This is a genomic window from Pseudomonas soli (genome assembly GCF_021283165.2).
GTDB classification, from domain to species: domain Bacteria; phylum Pseudomonadota; class Gammaproteobacteria; order Pseudomonadales; family Pseudomonadaceae; genus Aquipseudomonas; species Aquipseudomonas soli.
The window spans coordinates 5,209,511-5,234,236 of the sequence record NZ_CP128543.1 but is presented as its reverse complement, the minus strand read 5'-3'; the positions used below and the strand labels follow the sequence as shown (position 1 = coordinate 5,234,236).

The window sequence follows — 24,726 nt, the reverse complement described above, 5'->3', positions numbered from 1 at the left end:
GTAGCAAGAATGGCAAAAGAATATAGCCGTACCCAACGTATCGGTGATCAGATGCAGCGTGAGCTGGCAGAGCTGATCCGCCGTGAAGTCAAAGACCCGCGTGTCGGCCTGGTGACCATCACCGCCGTCGACGTCAGCCGTGACCTGGGCCATGCCAAGGTCTTCATCACCGTCATGGGTGAAGAAACCCCGGACGCTGTCAAGCAGTCGCTCAAGGCCTTGAACAGCGCCGCCAGCTTCCTGCGACTGCACCTGGGCCGCTCGATGCAGCTGCGCAGCGTGCCGCAGCTGCATTTCCACTTCGATGAAAGCGTGAGCCGCGGTGTGCATCTGTCAGCGCTGATCGAGCGTGCGGTGGCCGAAGACCGCCAGCACCAGGATGCCGACGCGCCGGACACCAAGGAGTAAGTGGTGGCCCAGGTCAAACGTATCCGCCGCAACGTCAGCGGCATCATCCTGCTCGACAAGCCGCTGGGGTTCACCTCCAACGCTGCCCTGCAGAAGGTCCGCTGGCTGCTCAACGCCGAGAAGGCTGGCCACACCGGCAGCCTCGACCCGCTGGCCACCGGCGTGCTGCCGTTGTGCTTCGGGGAGGCCACCAAGTTCTCGCAGTACCTGCTCGATTCCGACAAGGGCTACGAGACGGTTATGCAGATGGGCCAGACCACCACCACCGGGGACGCCGAAGGCGAAGTGCTGAAGACCCGCGACGTGACCGTTGGTCGCGCCGACATCGAAGCGGTGATCCCGCGTTTTCGCGGTGAAATCCAGCAGGTGCCGCCGATGTACTCGGCCCTCAAGCGCGATGGCCAGCCCCTGTACAAGCTGGCGCGCGCAGGAGAGGTAGTGGAGCGTGAGGCGCGTTCTGTTACTATTGGCCGGTTGGACTTGCTGGAGTGCGAAGGCACCCGGGCACGTCTGTCGGTTGGCTGTAGCAAGGGCACCTATATCCGCACCTTGGTGGAGGATATGGGCGAGGCGTTGGGCTGTGGTGCCTACGTCGCCGAGTTGCGCCGCACCCAGGCCGGCCCTTTCGAGCTGGCCCAGACCGTCACGCTCGAAGAGCTGGAACAGGCTCACGCCGAAGGTGGCAACGAAGCGCTCGATCGCTTCCTGATGCCCTCGGACAGCGGCTTGCAGGACTGGCCATTGGTGGTATTGTCCGAGCACAGCGCGTTCTATTGGCTGCATGGCCAGGCAGTACGTGCGCCGGACGCACCGCAATTCGGCATGGTCCGCGTACAGGATCACAATGCTCGCTTCATCGGTATCGGTGAGGTGAGCGAAGACGGGCGCATTGCGCCGCGTCGACTGATTCGGTCGGAATGACCGATACCACAGGGCGAGGTCAACGCTTTGCCCTGCGGATTCGAGGATGGCTGTCAGTAGGCACGGTCATTACTCTTTTTATTAATACAGGGATCCAGTCCCTGGCCTATTGGACCCCGCTTGCGGGATCCGTTTATCAGGAGAAGCCAAATGGCCCTCAGCGTCGAAGAAAAAGCGCAGATCGTTGCAGACTATCAGCAAGCCGCCGGCGACACCGGTAGCCCGGAAGTACAGGTTGCCCTGCTGACCTTCAACATCAACAAGCTGCAAGGCCACTTCAAGGCCAACGAAAAAGACCACCACTCCCGTCGTGGTCTGATCCGTATGGTCAACCAGCGTCGTAAGCTGCTGGATTACCTGAAGGGTAAAGACACCACTCGTTACAGCGCCCTGATCGGTCGCCTGGGCCTGCGTCGCTAATAGCGGCCTGGCCAGTGGTGTTGCATGGTGTGTCGCATTCTTCGGCAACGCTGTCTTTCAGCGCTGCCGTTGGACACGCCGCGCGATCTGCGAGGTTGGCAGCCTGGTGTGCCGAGCGGTTTATCCGCCCGGCGCCAGGCTCCCAGCCTCGTGTTGTATCTGGACGGTCAATGGGGCCGATTCCCCGTTCTGCCCAAGAATTCGCAAGAACCAGTTCCCCCAAGAGCCACTGAAAAAGGTAGGAAACCGTGAACCCGGTAATCAAGCAATTCCAGTTCGGTCAATCGACCGTTACCCTCGAAACGGGCCGCATTGCCCGTCAGGCCACCGGCGCCGTGCTGGTCACCGTCGACAACGATGTCACCGTGCTGGTGACCGTGGTCGGTGCCAAGCATGCCGATCCGAGCAAGGGCTTCTTCCCGCTGTCCGTGCACTACCAGGAAAAGACCTACGCCGCTGGCAAGATCCCAGGTGGTTTCTTCAAGCGTGAAGGCCGCCCATCCGAAAAAGAAACCCTGACTTCGCGCCTGATCGACCGCCCGATCCGCCCGCTGTTCCCTGAAGGTTTCATGAACGAAGTGCAGGTTGTCTGCACCGTGGTTTCCACCAGCAAGAAGACCGATCCGGACATCGCTGCGATGATCGGTACCTCGGCTGCCCTGGCCATCTCGGGCATTCCGTTCGAAGGCCCGATCGGCGCCGCCCGCGTTGCCTTCCACGAAAGCACCGGCTACCTGCTGAACCCGACCTACGAGCAGCAGGCCGCTTCGAGCCTGGACATGGTCGTTGCCGGTACCGAGTCGGCCGTACTGATGGTTGAATCGGAAGCCAAAGAGCTGACCGAAGACCAGATGCTGGGCGCCGTGCTGTTCGCCCACGATGAATTCCAGGCCGTGATCAAGGCTGTCAAAGAGCTGGCTGCCGAAGCCGCCAAGCCGACCTGGGACTGGAAACCTGCCGTTGCCAACACCGAACTGTTCAACGCCATCCGCGCCGAGTTCGGCGAAGCGGTGTCGCAAGGCTACACCATCACCGTCAAGGCCGACCGCTACGCGCGCCTGGGCGAGCTGCGCGATCAGGCGATCGCCAAGTTCTCCGGTGAAGAAGGCCAGCCATCGGCCGGTGAAGTCAAAGACATCTTCGGCGAGATCGAATACCGTACCGTTCGCGAAAACATCGTCAACGGCAAGCCACGTATCGACGGTCGCGACACCAAGACCGTGCGCCCGCTGAACATCGAAGTCGGCGTTCTGCCGAAGACCCACGGTTCGGCCCTGTTCACCCGTGGCGAAACCCAGGCCCTGGTCGTCGCGACCCTGGGTACCGCCCGTGACGCCCAGCTGCTGGACACCCTCGAAGGCGAGAAGAAAGACCCCTTCATGCTGCACTACAACTTCCCGCCGTTCTCGGTAGGTGAGTGTGGTCGCATGGGCGGTGCTGGCCGTCGTGAAATCGGCCACGGCCGTTTGGCCCGTCGTTCGGTACAGGCCATGCTGCCGGCCGCTGACGTGTTCCCGTACACTATCCGCGTAGTATCGGAAATCACCGAGTCCAACGGCTCCAGCTCCATGGCTTCGGTCTGCGGTGCCTCCCTGGCGCTGATGGACGCGGGCGTGCCGATGAAGGCGCCGGTTGCCGGTATCGCCATGGGCCTGGTCAAGGAAGGCGAGAAGTTCGCCGTACTGACCGACATCCTGGGTGACGAAGACCACCTCGGCGACATGGACTTCAAGGTAGCCGGTACCGCCAAAGGCGTCACCGCGCTGCAGATGGACATCAAGATCAACGGCATCACCGAAGAGATCATGGAAATCGCCCTGGGCCAGGCCCTGGAAGCGCGCCTGAACATCCTCGGCCAGATGAACCAGATCATCGGCGAGTCGCGTACCGAGCTGTCGGCCAACGCACCGACCATGATCGCGATGAAGATCGACACCGACAAGATCCGTGACGTCATCGGTAAAGGCGGCGCCACCATTCGCGCCATCTGCGAAGAGACCAAGGCTTCGATCGACATCGAAGACGACGGCTCGATCAAGATCTTCGGCGAAACCAAGGAAGCCGCGGACGCTGCCAAGCAGCGCATCCTGGGCATCACCGCCGAGGCCGAGATCGGCAAGATCTACGTCGGCAAGGTCGAGCGCATCGTCGACTTCGGTGCCTTCGTCAACATCCTGCCGGGCAAGGACGGCCTGGTGCACATCTCCATGCTGAGCGATGCTCGCGTCGAGAAGGTCACCGACGTGCTGAAGGAAGGCCAGGAAGTCGAAGTACTGGTACTGGACGTGGACAACCGCGGCCGTATCAAGCTGTCGATCAAGGACGTTGCCGCTGCCAAGGCATCGGGCGTCTAAGCCTTTCAAGGCTAAAGGAAGGACCCTCCGGGGTCCTTTTTTTATGCCCGCCGCAAAATAGTTGAGAGCATGCATCTTGCACGTGGCTTTTTTACCGGGATTGCAAAATGCACGGTAACGGCTTCCTCTATCTTTGCTTAACTCATTGATTTCAAAGGTTTTATAGGGCGTGCAAAAACTGGCACAGCCCCTGCAACTACCTTACTACCTGACGCCAGGACCCAAGGCGCAGACCTTTCGAAAAAACAGGAGTGACCCATATGAAGAAGTTCGCCATTGCTGCCGCTACTGCTACCGCGCTGACCCTGACCATGGCTAACGCGGCATTTGCTGCCCAGTCCACCCAGGCCCCGATGACGCTTGCGGCCGGTGAGGTGACCAAAGCCAAGGAAGCCACTTCCGACACCTGGATCACCACCAAGGTGAAGGCTGACCTGATGACCGAGAAAGGCGTGCCAGGCAGTGACATCAAGGTCGAAACCAACAAAGGCGTAGTGTCCCTGTCTTCGGACGTGGCCATTACCGATGCACAGAAAGACATGGCGGTTGCCATCGCCAAGAAGATCAAGGGCGTAAAGGCCGTCTCGGCTGACGGCCTGAAAGCCGAATAAGGATTGTCCCGTCGGCCAAAAGGATTTGGCCACCCCTTCAAGCAAAAGCCCCGGCCATCGCCGGGGCTTTTCTATTGGCATTCTGGAAGGCCGCTTCAGCTCACCGGGTTGCGGGCGATCACATCGCTCTCGAAGCACACCTGCTCTTCGATCAGCGGCTCCACCAGGGGGCGGCTGTCGCGAAAATGTGCGGTCCGGGTATGCGCCTCGTACGCCTCATCGTCCTGGTAGATCTCGTACAGGTAGATGACTTCGGCATCATCCCGGTCCTGCGAGACATCGAATACCAGGCAACCCGGCTCGGTGGCGACCGACGCCGCTGCGTTGGCATTGATGGCTGCCAGGAAGGCATCGGCGGTACCGGGTTTCACCCGCGTCTTGATAAATAGGCAGTACACATGACGCTCCTTTTGTTTTAAATTCTATTATAAATTGTATACAAAAAAGGAGCCGCGCTCATGTCCGATCTACCTGCCCGCCCAGGCCGTCTCAATGGCCTGCGGCACATCGCCCTGCTGGTGCCCAACCTGGAGGAGTGCGAGCGCTTCTACGTGGATGTGCTGGGCATGGAGGTGCTCAACCGTGCCAACGAAGACCTGGTCTACCTCACTTGCGGCAACGACAACCTGTCGCTCGGGCGCGGCGCAGGCGCGGCCAACGGCCTACAGACCTTGGATCACTATGGTTTCATCGTCGACAGCGTGGAGGAACTGGAAGCCTGGTACCAGTACTTCAAGGCCCATGGCGTGACGCTGCTGGACCGCCCGTTCAATCACGGCGATGGCGCGCGCAGCTTCCATTTGCTGGACCCGGCGGGGAACAAGGTGCAGCCGCTGTATCACCCGGCGGTGTCGGGACAACGGCTGGCCTGACCGTATCTATCACTTGCGCTGCCCTTATCGCCGGCAAGCCGGCTCCCACAGAGGTACAGTGTGTATCTGTGGGAGCCGGCTTGCCGGCGATAAGGGCTACTCGGTCGAGAGCTACTCGGCATCCAGGTGCATCGGCGTCACCACGCGGCCATCGCTCTCGGCCTGGCCGAGGTTGGTGTCGATGAAGTACACGCGGTCATCTTCCAGCTGGCCCTTGTCCACCAGGTAGTCCTTGATGCTGCTGGCCCGCTCCTGGCCCAGGTTGCGCAGCAACACGGCGCTTTCCGCCCAGGACTTGATGACCGCTTCACGCAGCTTGGCGCTGCGCTCGTCACGGCCCAGGTTCTGCCAATCAGCTGGAGGCTGCTGTTTCAGGCGTGCACGATAGATGCCCTCGAGCATCGCCGGTTTGTCGCTGTCGTCCACCACCAGCAACGAGGCATTGGCTGGGACCTTGTCGCCCCGACGCTGTAGGATTTTGTACCAGGTGGCCTGGTACTCGCGCTCCAGGCGCTGCTGGGCGATCAGCGGGCCGTCACTGCTCTGGGCCGCCGTGCCTTCGATTTCCAGGCGCAATTCAGGGCGTTCCTTGAGGGCAGAGGCGAGCTTGTCCAGAGAGGCTTGCACATCCGGCGTGAGGTCGCTCGAGCCTGCGGCGAAAGACACGTTGCCGAGATCTTCCGCGCCACCCCCCGAGACCAGCCCGCCAAGCAGTTTGAACGGCGCCTGCGCCGCGCGCAGCACCAGGTTGCGCAGGGTCTGCCAGACGATCGGCATCACGCTGAACTGAGGGTTGTTCAGGTCGCCCGAAACCGGCAGTTCGATGGAAATCTTGCCTTCGGTATCCTTGAGCAAGGCCACCGCCAGGCGGATGGGCAGATCCACCGCGTCAGGGCTGTCGACTTTCTCACCCAGCTGCAGTTGCTCGACCACCACTTTGTTTTCGGCCTTGAGCTGGCCATTGGTGATCAGGTAGTGAAGGTCCAGGTTCAACCGCCCCTTGCGGATGCGAAACCCTGCGAACTTGCCCGAGTAGGGCGTCAGGGTGGTCAGCTCGACGCGTTTGAAGCTGGTGGCGATATCGAGACTGGCCAGCGGGCTGAACGGGTTTAGTGCCCCCTTGATGGTCACAGGCGCGTAACGGTCGACCTTGCCCTTGATGTCCACCTTGGCGGGCGTGGGCTTGCGGTTGTCGATGGTTCCGATCTGGCCGTTGAGCTGCTGTACCGCAGTGGCGAAGTTAGGCGTCAGGGTCAGGTCGGCGAAGTTGGCCGAGCCATCGTTGATGCCGATCTGGCCGATGCGGATGCCCAGCTCCTTGCCGCTACCGGCAGCAGCGGGCTTGCTCGGGGCCGAGGCAGGCTTGTCGGCGGGTTGCGGGATCAGCAGGTCGTCGACGTTGGTGGTGCGGTCTTCGTTGATGATGAAGCGCGCGTAGGGTTGCAGCAGGGTGACCTTGTCGATCGACAGGGCATCGCCATGCACGTACGACAGGCCATCGACGTTGACCTGTTGCCATTTGACGAAGTCGCGGTTCTTGATGGTGTCCAGGGTGTGCAGTTGGTTGGCCTGGGCCTTGCCGGTGATGGTGAAGGCCAGCGGGTCGGTGCTCTTGAGGTCGACCTTGAGGTCGCTGGAGAGCATGCCACTGCGCAGCTCCAGGCGGATGAACGGGCTGATGTAGGCCTGGGCCACCCGTAGGTCGATATCGCGGGTGGCAACGTCGAGCTTGGCCGAGACCGGTGCCAGGTTGACCTGGCCTGCGGCCTGTAGCTTGCCCTGCCTGCCCACGCCGGTGTCGAGCTTGAGGGTGAAGGGCGACTGGTTGAGGCTGTCGAAATTCTGCACGTCGAGGTTGAGCGGGCCGACATCCAGGGCCACGGGCTCTTTCTGGCTGCGATCGGCCAGATGGACCATGTAGTTGCGCGCCTGCACGTCCTTGAGCAGGACCTGCCAGGGCTTGCTCGGCTCTTTGGCAGCCTGTTCTTCCGGGGTGGGTTCGGCGGCGGCGGGCTCGGCCTTTTCCTTTGGCGTGGCCTTGGCCGGCTGGCTGGCGAACAGCTTCTGCCAGTCGAGCTGGCCGTCCTTCTCCAGGGCTGCCCAGGTTTCCAGCTTGTCGCTGCGGATCTTGCCGACGGTGACCAACTGCTTGGCCAGGTCGATGGAGGTTTCACTGACCTCCAGGCTGGCCAGGCGCGCCAGTGGGCGGCCATCCTGTGCCTTGATGGCAAAGGGCGCGACCCGCACCGAGGTGTTGTCGAGCAGCAGCTCGGTTTCCTTGGAAAGGTTGAGCTTGTAGTGGGTGTCGAGGCTGACCATGCCGTCTTCCAGCACCAGCGGCACGGCGTCGCGCACGTAAGGCCAGAACAGCTTCATCTTGCCGTCGGTGACTTTCAGCGTGCCCTCGGAAGCGATCGGCGTCAGGCTGAGCGTGCCGCTCCAGTCGATACGCCCACCCGCCGGGCCGTTGGCCACCAGGGTCATGTCGGCGTTGTCGTCGGGGAGGGTGCTGAGGTTCTTCAGCTCCAGGTTCATCGAGTCGTAGAGAAACTCGATCGGCTCGCTCGGGCGTAGGTCCTGGAAGTGCAGGTAACCCTCGCTCAGCTTGATGCTGGCAATGCGCAGCGGGAACGGGTCGCTTGGCGGTTCCTCGGCCTTGGGCTCGCTGGGCGGGAGCTTGAACAGCTGGGCCAGGTTGAGGCTGCCGTCCTTGGCGAACAGCAACTCGGTACGCGGCTTGTCCAGCTCCACCGCGTCGAGGCGCAGGGCCTTGGTCCACAGGCTGTCGAGGGACAGGTTGGCGTAGAGACGCTCGAAGCCGACCTGCTCCTTGCCGGGCTCGCCGATCTGCAGGCCCCACAGGGTCAGTTCGAGGCTGAACGGATTGAGTTCGATGCGCTGCAGATGCGCCGGCACCGTGGCGTACTGCGCCAGTTGCTGGTTGGCGATGCGCAGGGCGATGCCGGGGAGAATGAAAAAGCCGAGCAGGCTGTACAGGGCCACGAGGGCCACGAGTGCGCCGAGGGCGCGGGTCAATCCTTTGGGCATGTGTCGCTTCGTCTGTATCAGGCTGGAGTGCTTGGAGTATGGCACGTTAAATCGGTTCCGATGAACGGACCAAAATACCTCATTCGACGCCCATGCGCCGCCTGGCGCGCTGCGCCGAGCCATTGCGCATGGCCCAGCGCAGCACTGGCGCGGTATTGCTCAGGCCCAGGCGGATCATGCGCCGCTCGACCGCGCCCTGGTGCAGGCCGAGCATTGCGCTGGCCCAGTCCGGCAGCAGGTCGATGCCGGCCTTGAGCATCAGCTTGCCCACCGGCTCGGCGAGGTGGCTGGGGGCCGGGGCCTTGAGCAGGATATCGACCACCTCGAGGCTGCGCGCATCGCACTGCAACTGCGGGCGCATGCGCCGCAGGTAGGCATCCACCTCGGCACAGGAGCGGGGCACGTCGCGCGCGCCCAGGCGCTCGGCGATCAGGGCGATCTCGTGGTAGTAGGCGTCCTGCGCGCTACGCGGCAGACCAGGATTGCGGTAGCGCAGGTGGGCGGCAAGGAAGCTGCTGACTTCGGCCACATGCACCCAGGTCAGCAGGTCGGGGTCGCTGGCGGCGTAGGGGCGGCCATCGGCCGCGGTGCCGACCACCTTGAGGTGGATGGTGCGAACCTTGTCGATCAGCCACTCGGCGTCACGGGTCGAACCGAAGGTGGTGCCGGAGATGAACTGGCTGGTGCGGCGCAGGCGGCCGAGCAGGTCCTGGCGAAAGTTCGAATGGTCCCAGACCCCGGCCAGGGCCAGTGGATGCAGCAGTTGCAGCATCAGCGCGCTGATCCCGCCCACCAGCATGCTGGGGAAGTCGCCGTGTACCTGCCAGCTGATGCTCTGTGGGCCGAACAGGCCGGGATCGCCCTTGGGCGACTCCAGGTCGAGCTGACCGAGGGCCAGCCCGGTGAGGCTCATGACTTGGGTTTCGATGCGGCGACGCAAGGCTTCCATGGCGACCTGTGCTGGCCGCCATGGCGGCCGTCTATGGGGTTGGGCGATTGTCGTCCAGTCGGGCACCGCCCGGGCTGGTGGGCGCGTGCGTTTCGAACGCGCCGCCCTGTACATGATAAACCGTGGGCTCCTCGGAAAAATATGGTGTCAGGTGGGCCATGAAGACCTCATGGTCTTCACTGGCCTCGAAACCCGGCGTGTGGTCCTCGAGTGTCTGCCATTGCACGATCAGGTTGAACTGATGAGGGCTCTCGATCCCTTGCGTGAGCATATGGCTGACGTGACCCTTGGCTCGGCTGAGCAACGGGGCGACCTCGGCGAATGCGTGCGTGAAGGTATCGACGTGGGTCGGACGAATGGGAAGCAGGGCAATTTCGTAGATCATGGCGGTCCTTGAAGTCGAAAAGGGTGGCAGGTGCTTCAAGCGCTGGCGGGATCGGCCATGGGCGCGACCGCAATGGCGATCTTCCCTTGCAGGCCATTGTTGGCGCTTTGCAGCCGGGCATGGGCGAGGGGAACCTCAGCGAGGGAGTAGACGGCGCCCACGTGTGGCTTCAGTTGCCCGCGTTCGACCAGCGCGCTCAACTCGTCGAGCTTGCCGCGGTGCTGCCGGGTGAAGACGAAGTGGTAACTCGCGTTGCGGCCCCAGGCCTGGATCAGGTTCTGCGGTTGCGCGATGTCCACGATCGACACCACGCGCCCCAGTTGCGCCAGGACGTCCGGGCTGCGTGCCAGGGTATCGCCACCGATGGTGTCGAAGACCACGTCGACGCCTTGGCCCCCGGTTTCCCGCTGGACGACATCGACATAATCCTGATGCTCATAGTCGATGACCACGTCCGCGCCCATTTGCCGCACGAATTCGGCATTGGCCTCGCGCACGGTGGTGAACACCCTTGCGCCCATGGCCTTGGCCAGCTGGATCGCCACGTGGCCGACACCACCTGCGCCGCCGTGAATCAGGATGCGCTCGCCCACCCTGAGCGCCGCACGCACTACCAGGGCCTCCCAGGCCGTGCCGCCGACCAGGCTCAGGCTGGCTGCCTCCAGGTGGCTCAGCGAAGGCGGCTTCAGGCCGATGATGTCTTCGGCGGCGACGTGGTACTCGGCATAGCTGCCCGCCCCGTCGAAGATCTGCGGCGTGTACCACACCTCGTCGCCCGGCCTGAACGCGGTCACACCCGGCCCGACGGCTTCGACGACGCCGGAAACGTCGTGCCCGGTAATGGCCGGGAGGGGCACCAGGTCGGGGTAGTCGCCACGCCGAACCTGGTAATCCAGGGGGTTGATGGAGGTGGCATGCACCCGGACCAGCACCTGTCCGGCCTGCGGCACCGGTTTGGCGACATCGCGATAGGCGAATGCGTGCGGGCCGCCAAAGGAATCCAGTATCAACGCTTTCATGGTGTTTCCTCGCTTCGATAAAAAGGGATATCGGGAAATATCGATATATCAAGTAGAGTTAAGTTGCTGTTCTATGCCTTGGCACCTGCCAGGTGCCGCAGTTGTTGCCTCCTTGGGTGAGATAAAAGGGTTCGCTAAAACGGGATATCGGGAAAAGTCGATGTATAGATATAAAAGTAAAACCTACAACTCACTCCCGATCAGCTCGGCGAGCGCGCTGATGGCTGCTTCGTTACGCTTGTAATAGGTCCACTGGCCAATTCGCCGGACTTCGACCAGGCCTGCACGCTGCAGGGTGGCCAGGTAGTCGGACACCGTCGACTGCGACAGCCCGACGCCTTCCTGGATGCTGCTCACACAGACGCCCACGGTATGAACGTCACCTTCGTCCTGGGGAGGAAAGTGTTTCACCGGGTCTTTCAGGCCTTTGAGGATCTCGAGACGGGTACGGTTCGAGAGTGCCTTGAATATGTCGAGCAGTTCCATGGCGCGATAATATCGGGATTTACCGATATGTCAATGCGGTAAAGGATGATCGGGGCGGCGGTGGCGGCCGCCCCAAGGGTTCTACTGGTTGAGACGTTTGTCGATCAGGCCCTGGACCACGCTGGGGTCGGCGAGGGTGGATGTATCCCCCAGGTTGTCCAGCTCGTTGCAGGCGATCTTGCGCAGGATGCGCCGCATGATCTTGCCCGAGCGGGTCTTGGGCAGGGCGGGCGCCCACTGGATCAGCTCGGGCTTGGCGAAGCTGCCGATTTCCTTGCTGACCAGGGCCAGCAGTTCGGCCTTGAGCGCATCATCCGGTTCTATACCGTTCATGGGGGTGACGAAGGCATAGACGCCCTGGCCCTTGAGGTCATGGGGATAACCGACCACCGCGGCTTCGGCGACGCTGTCGTGCAGCACCAGCGCGCTCTCCACCTCGGCGGTGCCGATGCGGTGGCCGGAGACGTTGAGTACGTCGTCGATGCGCCCGGTGATCCAGTAGTCGCCATCGGCGTCGCGGCGGGCGCCGTCGCCGGTGAAGTAATAGCCGGGCATGGGCTTGAAGTAGGTGTCGACCATGCGCTGGTGATCGCCGTAGACGCTGCGGATCTGCCCGGGCCAGCTGGCCCTGATCGCCAGCAGGCCGGCGCCTGGCCCCTCGATGAGCTTGCCCTTTTCATCCAGCAGCACAGGCTGCACGCCGAACATCGGTTGGGTGGCGCAACCGGGCTTGAGCCTTTGTGTGCCGGGAAGGGGCGTGAGCATGATGCCGCCGGTCTCGGTCTGCCACCAGGTGTCGACGATGGGGCAGCGTTTCTGCCCGACCGCCTCGAAGTACCATTCCCAGGCCTCCGGGTTGATCGGCTCGCCGACGCTGCCGAGCAGGCGCAGGCTCTGGCGCGAGGTGCCCTGCAGCGGGCCGGAGCCTTCACGCATCAGGGCCCGCAACGCGGTGGGCGCGGTGTAGAAGATGTTCACCTTATGCTTGTCCACCACCTCCCAGAAACGCGAGGTGTCGGGGTAGTTGGGCACGCCTTCGAACATCAGCGAGATCGCGCCGTTGGCCAGCGGACCATAGACGATATAGCTGTGGCCGGTGACCCAGCCGACGTCGGCGGTGCACCAGAACACTTCGCCGTCGCGGTAATCGAATACCACTCTGAAGGTCATCGTGGCCTGCAGCAGGTAGCCGGCGGTGCTGTGCAGCACGCCCTTGGGTTTGCCGGTGCTGCCGGAGGTGTAGAGGATGAACAGCGGGTCCTCGGCGTTCATCGGTTCGGGCGGGCAGTCGTCACCGGCCTTTGCCGTTGCCTCGTGGTACCAAAGGTCACGGCCTTCGCTCCAGCTGACGTCGCCGCCGGTGCGCTTGACCACGAGCACACTGCTGACGGCCGGGCAGCTGGCCAGCGCCTTGTCGACATTCTGCTTGAGCGGTATGCGCTTGCCGCCGCGCACCCCTTCGTCGGCAGTGATCACGGTGCGGCAATCGGCGTCGAGGATACGGTCGCGCAGGGCATCGGGGGAGAAGCCGCCAAACACCACCGAGTGAATGGCGCCGATGCGGGTGCAGGCGAGCATCGCATAGGCGGCCTCGGGGATCATCGGCATGTAGATGCACACCCGGTCGCCTTTGTTCACACCCCGGGCTTTCAGGGCATTGGCCAGCCGGCACACCTGGCGGTGCAGCTCGCGGTAGCTGATGGCCTTGCTGTCCTTGGGGGCGTCGCCCTCCCAGAGCAGCGCGGTCTGTTCGCCGCGCGTGGCCAGGTGGCGATCGATACAGTTCTGGCTGACATTCAGCTGGGCGCCATCGAACCAGCGCGCCGTGCCGGTCTTCAGGTCGCATTGCTGCACGCTCGACCAGGGCTTGATCCAGTCCAGGCGCTTGGCCTGCTCGGTCCAGAAGGTGTCGGGGTCGTCCACCGACTGGCGATAGAGGCGGCGGTAGTCGTCGTCGGAGAGTGTGGCGGCCTGGCTGACGGCCAGTGCCTCGGGATAGTCGCGGATATCGAACATGGCGGGTGGTCCTGCTCTTGTTAGGGGCGAGGGACTGCAACGGCTATTCGATGGACAGTGTAGAAGGTGGGGGTGTTCCCGGGCCGAAAGCATCGCGGGGCAAGCCGCATCGGCGCACCGATGCGATTTGCCCCGCGATTGACGGCTACAGGGCGATCAGCCGCGGTGACGGCCGCGGAAGTAGTTGATCAGTCCTTGGGTCGAGCCATCCTCGGCGCTGTCTTCCTGGGCCCCGACCAGGCGCTGGTACACGCCCTTGCCCAGTTCCTTGCCCAGCTCCACGCCCCACTGGTCGAAGGCGTTGATGCCCCAGACCACGCTCTGCACGAACACCTTGTGCTCGTACATTGCCACCAGCGCGCCAAGGCGGCGCGGGCTGATGCGCTCGACCACCAGGGTGTTGCTAGGGCGGTTGCCTGGGATCACCTTGTGCGGCGCCAGCTTGGCGATGTCGTCCTGGTTCAGGCCCTTGGCGCGCAGTTCGGCCTCGGCTTCCTCGCGGGTCTTGCCGAGCATCAGTGCCTGGCTCTGCGACAGGCAGTTGGCGTACAGCCACTGATGATGGTCGGCCACCGGGTTGAAGCTCACCACCGGCACGATGAAGTCGGCCGGGATCAGCTGGGTGCCCTGGTGCAGCAGTTGGTGGTAGGCGTGTTGGCCGTTGCAGCCGACGCCGCCCCAGATTACCGGGCCGGTTTCGGTCTGCACCGGCGTGCCATCGGTCAGCACGCTCTTGCCGTTGGACTCCATGTCCAGCTGCTGCAGGTGCTTGGTGATGTTGCGCAGGTAGTGGTCGTACGGCAGGATCGCGTGGCTGCGGGCGCCCCAGAAGTTGCCGTACCATACGCCCAGCAAGGCCAGCAGCACCGGCATGTTCTTCTCGAACGGCGCGGTCTGGAAGTGCTGGTCCATGGTGTAGGCGCCGGACAGCAGCTCCTTGAAGTTGGCGGTGCCGATGGCCAGGGCGATCGGCAGGCCGATGGCCGACCACAGCGAGTAACGCCCGCCCACCCAGTCCCACATCGGGAAGATGTTCTCTTCGCGGATGCCGAAGGCCACGGCCGCAGCCTTGTTGCTCGACACGGCGATGAAGTGGCGGTACAGCTCGGCTTCCGAGCCGCCCTGGGCCAGGTACCAGGTACGCGCGGCCATGGCGTTCTTCAGGGTCTCGAGGGTGTTGAACGACTTCGACGACACGATGAACAGGGTGGTCTCGGCGCGCAGGTTGGCCGACAGTTCATGGAACTCGCTGCCGTCGATGTTCGCCAGGTAGTGGCAGCGCACGCCGCGCTGGGCGTAGGGCAGCAGAGCCTCGGAGACCAGCTCCGGGCCCAGGAACGAGCCGCCGATGCCGATGTTGACCACGTCGGTGATCGGCTTCTCGCTGTAGCCGCGCCACAGGCCATCGTGGATGCGCCCGACCAGTTCGGTGATCTGGTTGAGCACCTTGTGCACTTCGGGCATCACGTTGACGCCGTTCACGCTGAGCTTGTCGCCGACCGGGCGGCGCAGGGCGGTGTGCAGCACCGGGCGGCCTTCGGAGGCGTTGATGATCTCGCCGCTGAACATCGACTTGATGGCTGCTTCCAGGTCGACTTCCTTGGCCAGGTTGACCAGCAGGTCTCGGGTCTGCTCGGTGATCAGGTTCTTCGAGTAGTCGAGAAACAGGCCGCAGCTGCTCAAGGAGAATTGGTCGAAGCGCTTGCCGTCGGCGGCGAAGGCTTCGCGCATGCTGAAGCCCTGCATGGCGTCGCGGTGTTGCTGGAGCGCCTGCCAGGCGGGCAGCGCCGTCACATCGTGGGGGGTACGGTAATACGCCATTGCGGGTGGTTTCCTTGTTGCATGGTCAGGCTTGGACAGCGGCAGTCATTGCCGGTTGCAAGCTGGACATTATAGGCATTGGCGCCAAGGCGGGAATGGGGGGAGGCGGGCGGCGCGGATTAAAAATTGTCACCGGCCTGATACCCAAGGTACGCGTGGGGCGGCGTTGAGCCGCTCCCACGCGTCGAGCTCAGGCGGTCTGCTCTTCCAGGTGCAGATAAAGATTGTCGATCAGCCGAGTGTTACCCAGGTAAGCTGCGGCGATCACCACCAGGTCACGGTCATCGACCTGCGCCGGGCGCAGGGTGACGGCGTGGCGCACTTCCAGGTAATCCTTACGGAACCCGGCGGCTTCGAGTTGCGCCTGGCCCTCGGCGATCAGCGCCGCGTAGTCGCGCTGGCCACGGCGCAAGGCCTCGACCATGCCGCCCAGCACACGGTACAGCGCCGGCGCGGCGGCACGCTGCTCCGGCGTCAGGTAGCCATTGCGCGAGGACAGCGCCAGGCCATCCTCGGCGCGCACGGTCGGCTCGCCGATGATCTGGATCGGCATGTTCAGGTCGCGGACCATGGCGCGGATCACCGCCAGTTGCTGGAAATCCTTCTCGCCGAACACGGCCAGGTCTGGCTGGACCATGTTGAACAGCTTGCTGACCACGGTCGCCACGCCCTCGAAGTGGCCAGGACGGCTGGCGCCGCACAGCCCTTCGGACAGTTGCGGCACGCTGACGCGGGTCTGCACGGTCATGCCGTCGGGGTACATCTCCTCGACGGTAGGGGCGAACAGCAGGTGGCAGCCGGCCTGGAGCAGTTTCTCCTGGTCGGCGGCGAGGGTGCGTGGATACTTGTCCAGGTCTTCGCCGGCGCCGAACTGCAACGGGTTGACGAAGATGCTGGCGACCACGAAGTCGGCGCGCTGTGCGGCCTTGGTCACCAGGGCGGCGTGGCCGCTGTGCAGGTTGCCCATGGTCGGCACGAAGGCGATGCGCTTGCCCTCGCCACGGGCGCGGGCCACGGCGGCGCGCAGCTCACGGACGGTCTTGACGGTATTCATGCGCTGAACCCATGTTCGCTGCCGGGGAAGCTGACGTCCTTGACCGCGCGGACATAGGCGGCCAGGGCACTCTGGATGTCCGGTTGGCCGACCATGAAGTTCTTCACGAACTTCGGCACGCGGCCGCTCAACGACAGCCCGAGCATGTCGTGCAACACCAGCACCTGGCCATCGGTGGCGCTGCCGGCACCGATGCCGATCACCGGAATGCTCACGGCCTGGGAGATTTCTGCGGCCAGCTCGCTGGGCACACACTCGAGCAGCAGCATGGCCGCGCCGGACTGTTCCAGGGCGATGGCGTCGGCGCGCATCTGACGCGCCTGGGCTTCCTGGCGACCCTGGACCTTGTAGCCGCCCAGCACGTTGACCGTCTGCGGGGTCAGGCCCATGTGCGCGCACACCGGCACGCCGCGTTCGGCCAGCAGGCGGATGGTTTCGCCCAGCCAGGCGGCGCCTTCGATCTTGAGCATGTGGGCGCCGGCACGCATCAGTTCGGCGGCGTTGGCGAAGGCTTGCTCGGGGGTGGCATGGGCCATGAACGGCAGGTCGGCGAGGATCAGCGACCCCTCGTTGCCGCGCTTGACGCAGGCGGTGTGGTAGGCCATGTCGCGATTGGTGACGGGCAAGGTGCTGTCATGGCCCTGCAGGACCATGCCCAGGGAGTCGCCCACCAGCAGCACCTCCACGCCGGCCTGGCTGGCTGCCTTGGCGAAGGTCGCGTCATAGCAGGTCAGCATGGTGATTTTTTCACCCTTGGCCTTCAGGCCGTGCAGGGTAGTCAGGGTTACTTCAGGCATGTAGGGGAGTCCTCGTTCAGGCGCTGTGAACAACAACTGCGTACAACGCGTGTATTCATCTTCCGGAGCGGCACATCATCGGTCGTGATGTTCGGGCACAGATCCGTCCGAGCCTAAATGGGTGATAGCGGCACAGTGGCGCCGCGGGACGCCTATAGTCGTGAGCGAGGTGGGGGAAGTCAACCAGCCGTGTTACCGCATTGTTACGGCGTGGGTGTTACTGGCGTTACCGCCGTCTGAAACGCCCGATTTACAGGCGTTCCAGGCCGACGAACGGGCAGCCCTCGAGCAATTGCGCGAGGGGGCGGCCGTCGGCAAGGCAGAAGCTTTCGGGAACCAGCTCGGCGAGCGGGTAGAGCACGAAGGGACGGGCCTGCATATGGTAGTGCGGGACTTTCAGGCGTGGTACGTCGATGACCTGGTCGCCGAACAGCAGCATGTCCAGGTCGAGGGTGCGTGGGCCCCAGCGTTCCTTGCGTACGCGGCCCTGGTCGTTCTCGATGGCCTGCAGGGCGTCCAGCAGGTCCAGCGGTGCCAGTGCCGTGTCGATGGCCGCCACGGCGTTGGTGTAGCGTGGCTGGCCCGGCAGCAGCGAATCGCTGGTGTAGAGCGCCGAGGCCGCCGCCAGGCGGGTCTCGGCGATCAGGTCCAGCGCCTGCAGGGCGCTGCGCAGCTGCTCGGCGGGCTCATCCAGGTTGCTGCCCAGGCCGATGTACGCACGGGTGGTCATGCTCAGTCCCAGGCCTGCTCGTCGTCACGCTTGCGCTTGCCGCCACTGCGCTTGCGCTTGCGTGGGCCGGCACCCGCGCCAGCGGCGTCGTCACGGTTGCCCAGCTCGCGGATCATGTCGCGGCGCTGGCTGTCGTTGGCATCCTGGTAGTCGGTCCACCATTGGCCCAGCCCATCGGTTTCCTCGCCGGCGCTTTCACGCAGCAGCAGGAAGTCGTAGCCGGCGCGGAAACGCGGGTTGTCCAGCAGCATGTCGGCGCGCTTGCCGCTGCGCCGTGGCAGGCGCTCCTGCATGTCCCAGATCTCGCGGATCGGCAGGGTGAAGCGCTTGGGGATGGCGATGCGTGCGCACTGTTCGGCGATCAGGTCGTGGGCCGCGCCGTTCATGGCCGGAATCGGCGGCACGCCCTGGCTCTGCAGGTACAGTACGCGGCTTGGCAGGGCAGGCCAGAGCAGCGCGGCGAACAGGAAGGCGGGCGTCACCGGCTTGCCCTGCTTGACGCGCAGGTCGGTGTTGGCCAATGCCTGGCTGATCAAGCTGTGGGTGTAGCTCGGGCGTTCTTCCAAGGCATGGCTGCTGGCCGGGAACAACGGCTCGAACAATTGCAGGTCGACCAGCATCTCGAAGGTGATCGCCCCCTGGCCGTTGAGGAACAGCTTGAGGCTTTCCTCGAACAGGCGCGCGGGTGGGATGTCGCGCAGCATCGGCGCCAGCTCGCGGATCGGCTGCACGGTGTGCTTCTCGATGCCGAAGTCCAGCTTGGCGGCGAAGCGCACGGCGCGCAGCATGCGTACCGGATCTTCCTGGTAACGGTGGGTCGGATCGCCGATCAGGCGCAGCAGCCGGTTACGGATGTCGTGGACACCGTTGGCGTAGTCGAGGATGCGCTCGCTGACCGGGTCGTAGTACAGGGCGTTGATGGTGAAGTCGCGGCGTTGCGCGTCTTCTTCCAACGTGCCGTACACGTTGTCGCGCAAGATGCGACCGCTGGCATTGTGCGACGAACGGTGGCTATCGGACTGGTCTTCATCGGAGTGGGGCGCACGGAAGGTGGCGACCTCGATGATGTCACGGCCGAAATGCACGTGGACCAGCTTGAAGCGCCGGCCGATGATACGGGCGTTGCGGAACTCCGCGCGGACCTGCTCGGGGGTGGCGCTGGTGGCGACGTCGAAGTCCTTGGGCGTGATGCCCAGCAGCAGGTCGCGCACGCAGCCACCGACCAGGTAGGCCTGATAGCCGGCCGCCTGCAGGCGCTCGACGATGCTCACGGCATGGCGGCTGAACTGGCTGCGCTGCAGCGAGTGCTGGCTCTTGTTGATCACTTCAGGCGTGGTACGCCTGTGGTGCTGGCCACGAACGGGCGGGCGGAACGACTGGAACAGCTTCTTCAGCATGGGATGCACTGTTTGAAGGAATGATCGGCCAAGGATAGGAGAATGGCCGCATGATGGGCGGGGATTCTAGCATTTACTGGGGGAATGGTGTAGGCGGTGTGGCAAGGGTGATGCGAAGGGGAGAAACGACATGGGGAGCCGAAGCTCCCCATCAAGTCGTTGCGTGCTCTTATTGTTCTTCTGCTGGGCTTCTTGTTTTTGTTGAGTGCCCTGTCCACAAATCTTGAAGCTTGTGGACGACCCCCAAACCGGGGGTAAAGAGCAAACGGATTGCTTTGGTCGCCGAGTTGATGCTGATCTGTCGATCCAATCAGTTCAGGTGCTGCTTTTGAGTGCAGTTTTTGTTGTTCTCTGCCTGATCGTGGGACAAGCCCCAAACACAACGCCTCTCCAAAAGAATCAGTTAGCTGCGCCTCCGCCGTCTTGTTTTTATTGTGCGTGAGCCGTTTCGTCTTGTTCTTATTCTGAGTTGCAGTGCTTGTTATTGTTCTTGTGCCAGAGATATAGCAGGTGCCGTGCCAACTTTTGAAGATCCAATGAAATCGGGGCTTTCAGCGTTCCAGGCAGCTTTTGCCGCGGGGCAAATGTAGAAATTTCGTTACCTTACGCCTCGGGGGATGTTACGCCCGCCAGGGTAGGTAACAGATTTTTGCGGTAACTGATGTGTTACCCCAAACAACAGCGGGGCAAGCCCGGCTCCCACGGACCAGGCAAGACTGGCGTGGAAGCGGGCTTGCCCCGCGATCGGATTACACAGAATCAGTTGTCGCTGGTGGCGTTGCTCTTGCGCCGCGGGATGCCCAGGCGCTGGCGGCGTTCCCACAGACATTTGCGGCTGACGCCCAGCTTGCGGGCCAGTTCGGTTTCGGTCATGTGGTCCTGGTGCTCGAGCACGAAGTGCTGGAAGTAATCCTCCAGCGACAGGTCCTCGGTCGGCTCATGGCTGGCGCTGTTGCTGCTGGCCAGCGCCGGCAGGTTGTCCAGCATGTCGTCGTCTTCCAGGTCGCTCAGCTCGATGTCGATGCCCAGCAGGTCGGCGGAAATTTCCGCGCTTTCGCTGAGAATCACAGCGCGCTCCACCGCGTTTTCCAGTTCGCGCACGTTGCCCGGCCAGCTGTAGTGGCGAATGGCTTGTTCGGCATCGTGGGAGAAATGCAGGTCGTCGCGGCCGATCCGTGCGCTCTGGCGGGCAAGGAAGGCATTGGCGATCTCGTTGACGTCGCTGCCACGCTCGCGCAGGGCCGGCAATTTCAGGGCGATCACATGCAGGCGGTAGTAAAGGTCTTCACGGAACTGCCCGGCCTTTGCCAGGTTCTTCAGGTCGCGGTGGGTGGCCGCGATCAGGCGCACGTCGACCTTCTGCGATTGTACCGAGCCTACCCGGCGGATCTCGCCTTCCTGCAATACGCGCAGCAGGCGGGCCTGGGCTTCCAGTGGCAGCTCGCCGATCTCGTCGAGGAACAGGGTGCCACCATCGGCGGCTTCGACTAGCCCCGCCCGGCCCGCGCTGGCGCCGGTGAAAGCGCCCTTCTCGTGGCCGAACAGTTCCGACTCGATGAGGGTTTCCGGGATCGCCGCGCAGTTCACCGAGATCATCGGTGCCTTCGCCCGGCGCGAGAGGTTGTGCAGGGCGCGGGCGACCAGCTCTTTGCCGGTGCCGGATTCGCCCTGAATCAGAACATTGGAGTCGGTTGGCGCGACCTTGCGAATCTTCACGAACATGTCCTGCATCGGCGGGCAGGAGCCAATGATGCCGATCTCGCCATTGGCGGCGGCGGGGCTGGTCTTCTCCGCGCTGGCCTTGCCATTGGCGGCCCGGGGCTCGCCGGCCGGCGCCGAGGCCGGGGCGTTCACCCGGTCGCGCAGGATACGCGCCACGGCCTGGAGCATCTCGTCGTGGTCGAAGGGCTTGGCGATGTAGTCCACCGCGCCCATTTTCATCGAGTCCACCGCCGAGCGCAGGCTGGCGTAGCTGGTCATGATCAGTACCGGCGTGCCCTGGCCGAGCTTGATCAGCTCGGTACCCGGGGCACCCGGCAGGCGCAGGTCACTGACGATCAGGTCGAAGGTGGCAATGCTGAAGCGTTCCTGGGCTTCCTGCACCGAGCCGGCTTCGCTGACCTGGTACTGGTTCCGCTCGAGCAGGCGACGCAGGGCCGAACGGATGATGGTTTCGTCTTCGACGATCAGAATATGCGGCATTGATTCAATTCTCTCGACGGTCTCGAATTTCAGGGGACGTCGCTACGACATGCCGGGGCAGGGTCACGCGGATCCGGGTACCACGTTGGCGCTCGATGTCGGCCGGGCTGTCGATGGTGATTTGCCCATAATGCTCTTCCACGATGGAATAGACCAGAGCGAGCCCGAGTCCGGTTCCTTCGCCCGGGTCCTTGGTGGTGAAGAAGGGTTCGAACAGGCGGTCCATGATGCTTTTCGGAATACCGCTGCCTTCGTCCTCGACCACCAGGTCGACGGTGTGCTCGTTGATTTCACTGCGCACGCGCACGGCGCTGCCGGGTGGCGAGGCGTCGCGGGCGTTGGAGAGCAGGTTGATCAGCACTTGGGCCAGGCGTTGCGGGTCGCCCTCGACCCAGTGTTGCGGGTCGCAGAGGTTGAAGAACTGTACTTCGAAATTGCGCCGGTTCAACGCCAGCAGACCAATGGCATCCTGCGCCACCTCGGCCAGGCACACCGGCTCTTCGCTGTTCTGCTGGCTGCCGCCGGCGTGGGCGAAACTCATCAGCGACTGGACGATGCGCGACACGCGCTTGGTCTGCTCGAGGATCTGGCTGGACAGCTCGATGATCTCGCCGTCGCCCTCGCGCTCCTCGCGCAGGTTCTGCGCCAGGCAAGCGATGCCGGTGATCGGGTTGCCGATCTCGTGGGCCACGCCCGCGGCAAGGCGGCCGATGCTCGCCAGGCGCTCGGAGTGCACCAGCTTGTCCTCCAGTGCCTGGGTCTCGGTGAGGTCCTCGACCAGCAGCACCAGGCCACTGTTGCCCGGGGCCAGCGGCTCGTCGATGGCGGCCTTGTGCAGGTTCAGCCAGCGCGGCTGGCCATCGAGGACCAGGCGCTGCTTGTGCAGGTGTTCGTCGGGCACGTTGATGAAGCCTTGCAGCAGGCCGCGCCAGGGTTCGGCGATGGTCACCAGGCGCGAGCCGACCACATGCTTGGCGGCGATGCCGGTGAGCTCCTCCATCGCCTTGTTCCACATCAGGATCTCCTGGTCCTTGGCCAGCGAGCACACGCCCATGGGCAGTTCCTGCAGGGTCTGGCGGTGGTAGCGGCGCAGGGCGTCGAGCTCGGCGGCAAGGCCGGTCAGGCGCGAGTGATAGTCCTCGAGGCGGCTCTCGATGAAGTGGATGTCCTCGGTGACGTAGTTCTCGTTGCCGGACTTGTACGGCAGGAAGGTCTCGACCATGTCCTGCGCCACGCTCGGCCCCATCAGGCCGGACAGGTTGGCCTCGATGCGGTCGCGCAGGCGCCGCAGCGCATAGGGGCGGCGTTCGTCGAAGGGCAGGTAGAGGTCGCGCAGGGCCTGCTCCACCTCTTTTTGCGCAGCCTTGGCACCCAGCGGCTTGGCCAGCTGGGTGGCGAACTCCTGGGGCGAGGCTGCGTGCAGTTCGCGGCGTTGCGGGCGGCGCACGTTATCCACCGCGCAGGCCTCGGCGGCGCTGACCTCTTCGCTGCTGGCATTGGTGAACAGCGAGATCAGGGTGAACAGCAGGACGTTGGCCGCAAGCGAGGCGATGGCCGCCATGTGCCAGCTGGTGTCGTCCAGCACGTAGATCATGTCCAGCAATGGGATGTAGAAGCCCTGCAGGTTGCCCAGCAGCGGCAGCAGCATGGTCACCATCCACACCAGCATGCCGGCCAGCAGGCCGGCGATGAACCCTCGTCGGTTGGCGGTCGGCCAGTACAGCACCGAAAGCACCCCGGGCAGGAACTGCAAGGTGGCGACGAAGGCGACGATGCCCAGGTTGGCCAGGCTCTGGTGGTTGTTCTGGGTGAGGTAGAAGACGAAACCGGCGGTGATGATGGCGACGATCAGCGCCCGGCGGGTCCACTTCAGCCAGCGGTAGATGTTGCCTTCGGCCGGCGGCTGGTACAGCGGCAGCACCAGGTGGTTCAGCGCCATGCCCGACAGCGCCAGGGTGGTGACGATGATCAGTCCGCTGGCGGCCGACAAGCCACCGACATAGGCCAGCAGCGCCAGCGCTTCGTTGTTGGCGGCGATGCCCAGGCCCAGGGTGAAGTACTCGGGGTTGGTGCTGGCGCCCAGGCGCAGGCCGGCCCACAGCACCAGCGGCACCGCCAGGCTCATCAGCAGCAGGAACAGCGGCAGGCCCCAGCTGGCGCTGACCAGCGAGCGCGGGCTGAGGTTTTCGGTGAAGGCCATGTGATACATGTGCGGCATGACGATCGCCGAGGCGAAGAACACCAGCAGCAGAGTGCGCCAGGGGCCTTCCTGCAGCGGCGTGTGCAAGGCGGCGAGGGCGGTCTGGTTCTGCAGCAGCCAGACTTCCAGCCCATGCGGGCCACCGAACACGCCGTACAGCGCATAAAGGCCGATACCACCCAGCGCCAACAGCTTGATCACCGATTCGAAGGCGATGGCGAACACCAGGCCTTCGTGTTTTTCGCGGGTGGCGATATGGCGTGAGCCGAAGAAGATGGTGAACAGGATGATCAGCACGCAGAAGGCGAACGCCACCCGCGCCTTGACCGGCTCGCCGGTGAGGATGCTGATCGAGTCGGCCACCGCCTGGATCTGCAGGGCCAGCAGGGGCAGCACGCCGATCAGCATGAAGATGGTGGTCAGCGCGCCGGCCCAGGTGCTGCGAAAGCGAAACGCCAGCAGGTCGGCCAGTGACGACAGCTGGTAGGTGCGGGTGATCTTGAGGATCGGATAGAGCAGCACCGGGGCCAGCAGGAAGGCCCCGGACACCCCCAGGTAACAGGCAAGGAAGCCGTAGCCATATTGATAGGCCAGGCCGACCGAGCCATAGAAGGCCCAGGCACTGGCGTAGACGCCCAGCGACAAGGTGTAGGTCAGGGGGTGGCGAATGATCGCCCGCGGGATCAGCCCGCGCTCGCTGATCCAGGCCACGCTGAACAGCACCAGCAGGTAGGCGGCGCTGATCAGGATCATCTGGGTCAGGCTAAAGCTCATCGGCATCTCGTTGGCTCTGCAGGATGAAGGTGACGACGATGAGGATCAGCCAGAGCAGGTAGGGGCGGTACCAGGCACCGGTCGGCTCGATCCACCAGTCCATGATGGCGGGGGAGAACAGGTAGATCCCCACCACCAGAAGCAGGACCAAACGATAGATGTACATGCTGGCCTCGAAGGGTTGGGCGCTGCGGTTTGGACTTATTATTGGCGCAAATGGCTGGGGCGATGCTAGCGGGAATCGGGGCTGTTAGCCAAGGGT

The 24,726-nt window shown here is 63.7% G+C and carries 21 protein-coding genes; 6 read left to right on the top strand and 15 right to left on the bottom strand.

The window, feature by feature from the left end:
• The first annotated feature begins 9 nt into the window (after positions 1 to 9).
• The 5 genes from rbfA to LU688_RS24155 all read left to right on the top strand — a co-directional run bounded on the left by rbfA (position 10) and on the right by LU688_RS24155 (position 4,714).
• Positions 10 to 408 (top strand): 30S ribosome-binding factor RbfA, encoded by a 399-nt coding sequence (gene rbfA / locus LU688_RS24175; RefSeq protein ID WP_023629337.1) that lies wholly within the window; start codon positions 10 to 12, stop codon positions 406 to 408.
• Positions 409 to 411: 3 nt separating this feature from the next.
• A complete protein-coding gene (gene truB / locus LU688_RS24170) occupies positions 412 to 1,329 on the top strand; it encodes a tRNA pseudouridine(55) synthase TruB (RefSeq protein WP_046854068.1) in 918 nt (305 codons plus the stop codon).
• A gap of 150 nt (positions 1,330 to 1,479) precedes the next feature.
• Positions 1,480 to 1,749, top strand: a complete 270-nt coding sequence (gene rpsO / locus LU688_RS24165; RefSeq protein ID WP_023629335.1) for a 30S ribosomal protein S15 — start codon at positions 1,480 to 1,482, stop codon at positions 1,747 to 1,749.
• Positions 1,750 to 1,997: 248 nt separating this feature from the next.
• Positions 1,998 to 4,103, top strand: coding sequence for a polyribonucleotide nucleotidyltransferase (pnp, locus tag LU688_RS24160; protein ID WP_023629334.1), 2,106 nt, complete (start codon positions 1,998 to 2,000; stop codon positions 4,101 to 4,103).
• A 260-nt stretch (positions 4,104 to 4,363) separates the two neighbouring features.
• Positions 4,364 to 4,714 carry a BON domain-containing protein gene (locus tag LU688_RS24155; protein ID WP_023629333.1) on the top strand — a complete coding sequence of 117 codons (351 nt, stop codon included), beginning with the start codon at positions 4,364 to 4,366 and terminating at the stop codon, positions 4,712 to 4,714.
• A 95-nt stretch (positions 4,715 to 4,809) separates the two neighbouring features.
• Here LU688_RS24155 and LU688_RS24150 read toward each other — a convergent pair whose 3' ends face one another.
• On the bottom strand, positions 4,810 to 5,112 hold the full coding sequence (locus tag LU688_RS24150) for a heme-binding protein (RefSeq protein WP_023629332.1): 303 nt from the start codon (positions 5,110 to 5,112) through the stop codon (positions 4,810 to 4,812).
• A 60-nt stretch (positions 5,113 to 5,172) separates the two neighbouring features.
• On the opposite strand from LU688_RS24150, the gene LU688_RS24145 reads away from it, so the two are divergent.
• Positions 5,173 to 5,586 (top strand): VOC family protein, encoded by a 414-nt coding sequence (locus tag LU688_RS24145; RefSeq protein ID WP_046854071.1) that lies wholly within the window; start codon positions 5,173 to 5,175, stop codon positions 5,584 to 5,586.
• 111 nt (positions 5,587 to 5,697) lie between these two features.
• Here LU688_RS24145 and LU688_RS24140 read toward each other — a convergent pair whose 3' ends face one another.
• The 14 genes from LU688_RS24140 to LU688_RS24075 all read right to left on the bottom strand — a co-directional run bounded on the left by LU688_RS24140 (position 5,698) and on the right by LU688_RS24075 (position 24,630).
• A complete protein-coding gene (locus LU688_RS24140) occupies positions 5,698 to 8,634 on the bottom strand; it encodes a DUF748 domain-containing protein (protein ID WP_160290821.1) in 2,937 nt (978 codons plus the stop codon).
• Positions 8,635 to 8,713: 79 nt separating this feature from the next.
• Positions 8,714 to 9,583, bottom strand: coding sequence for an oxygenase MpaB family protein (locus LU688_RS24135; RefSeq protein WP_232888235.1), 870 nt, complete (start codon positions 9,581 to 9,583; stop codon positions 8,714 to 8,716).
• A gap of 31 nt (positions 9,584 to 9,614) precedes the next feature.
• The gene (locus LU688_RS24130) at positions 9,615 to 9,968 is read right to left on the bottom strand and encodes an antibiotic biosynthesis monooxygenase family protein (protein WP_160290823.1); all 354 of its coding nucleotides are present in this window, start codon (positions 9,966 to 9,968) and stop codon (positions 9,615 to 9,617) included.
• A 35-nt stretch (positions 9,969 to 10,003) separates the two neighbouring features.
• Entirely contained in the window at positions 10,004 to 10,987 is a 984-nt protein-coding gene (locus tag LU688_RS24125; RefSeq protein WP_160290824.1) for a zinc-dependent alcohol dehydrogenase family protein, read from the bottom strand.
• 183 nt (positions 10,988 to 11,170) lie between these two features.
• Positions 11,171 to 11,473, bottom strand: coding sequence for an ArsR/SmtB family transcription factor (locus LU688_RS24120; RefSeq protein WP_023631021.1), 303 nt, complete (start codon positions 11,471 to 11,473; stop codon positions 11,171 to 11,173).
• A gap of 81 nt (positions 11,474 to 11,554) precedes the next feature.
• Positions 11,555 to 13,489 (bottom strand): acetate--CoA ligase, encoded by a 1,935-nt coding sequence (gene acs / locus LU688_RS24115; RefSeq protein ID WP_160290825.1) that lies wholly within the window; start codon positions 13,487 to 13,489, stop codon positions 11,555 to 11,557.
• Positions 13,490 to 13,645: 156 nt separating this feature from the next.
• A complete protein-coding gene (gene pgi, locus LU688_RS24110; RefSeq protein ID WP_038706862.1) occupies positions 13,646 to 15,310 on the bottom strand; it encodes a glucose-6-phosphate isomerase in 1,665 nt (554 codons plus the stop codon).
• 190 nt (positions 15,311 to 15,500) lie between these two features.
• The gene (gene panC / locus LU688_RS24105) at positions 15,501 to 16,364 is read right to left on the bottom strand and encodes a pantoate--beta-alanine ligase (protein ID WP_038706861.1); all 864 of its coding nucleotides are present in this window, start codon (positions 16,362 to 16,364) and stop codon (positions 15,501 to 15,503) included.
• The gene (gene panB / locus LU688_RS24100; protein ID WP_094012256.1) at positions 16,361 to 17,161 is read right to left on the bottom strand and encodes a 3-methyl-2-oxobutanoate hydroxymethyltransferase; all 801 of its coding nucleotides are present in this window, start codon (positions 17,159 to 17,161) and stop codon (positions 16,361 to 16,363) included. The genes panC and panB overlap by 4 nt, the downstream gene beginning before the upstream one ends.
• 250 nt (positions 17,162 to 17,411) lie before the next feature.
• Positions 17,412 to 17,891, bottom strand: coding sequence for a 2-amino-4-hydroxy-6-hydroxymethyldihydropteridine diphosphokinase (folK, locus tag LU688_RS24095; RefSeq protein ID WP_023632696.1), 480 nt, complete (start codon positions 17,889 to 17,891; stop codon positions 17,412 to 17,414).
• A 2-nt stretch (positions 17,892 to 17,893) separates the two neighbouring features.
• On the bottom strand, positions 17,894 to 19,288 hold the full coding sequence (locus LU688_RS24090) for a polynucleotide adenylyltransferase PcnB (RefSeq protein ID WP_094012257.1): 1,395 nt from the start codon (positions 19,286 to 19,288) through the stop codon (positions 17,894 to 17,896).
• A 759-nt stretch (positions 19,289 to 20,047) separates the two neighbouring features.
• Positions 20,048 to 21,490, bottom strand: a complete 1,443-nt coding sequence (locus tag LU688_RS24085) for a sigma-54-dependent transcriptional regulator (RefSeq protein ID WP_038706859.1) — start codon at positions 21,488 to 21,490, stop codon at positions 20,048 to 20,050.
• A 4-nt stretch (positions 21,491 to 21,494) separates the two neighbouring features.
• The gene (locus LU688_RS24080; protein ID WP_172670868.1) at positions 21,495 to 24,470 is read right to left on the bottom strand and encodes a sensor histidine kinase; all 2,976 of its coding nucleotides are present in this window, start codon (positions 24,468 to 24,470) and stop codon (positions 21,495 to 21,497) included.
• Positions 24,454 to 24,630: a hypothetical protein gene (locus LU688_RS24075; protein ID WP_003250005.1), complete on the bottom strand. Its 177-nt coding sequence runs from the start codon at positions 24,628 to 24,630 to the stop codon at positions 24,454 to 24,456. Before LU688_RS24075 ends, LU688_RS24080 begins: the two co-directional genes overlap by 17 nt.
• Positions 24,631 to 24,726 lie beyond the last annotated feature (96 nt).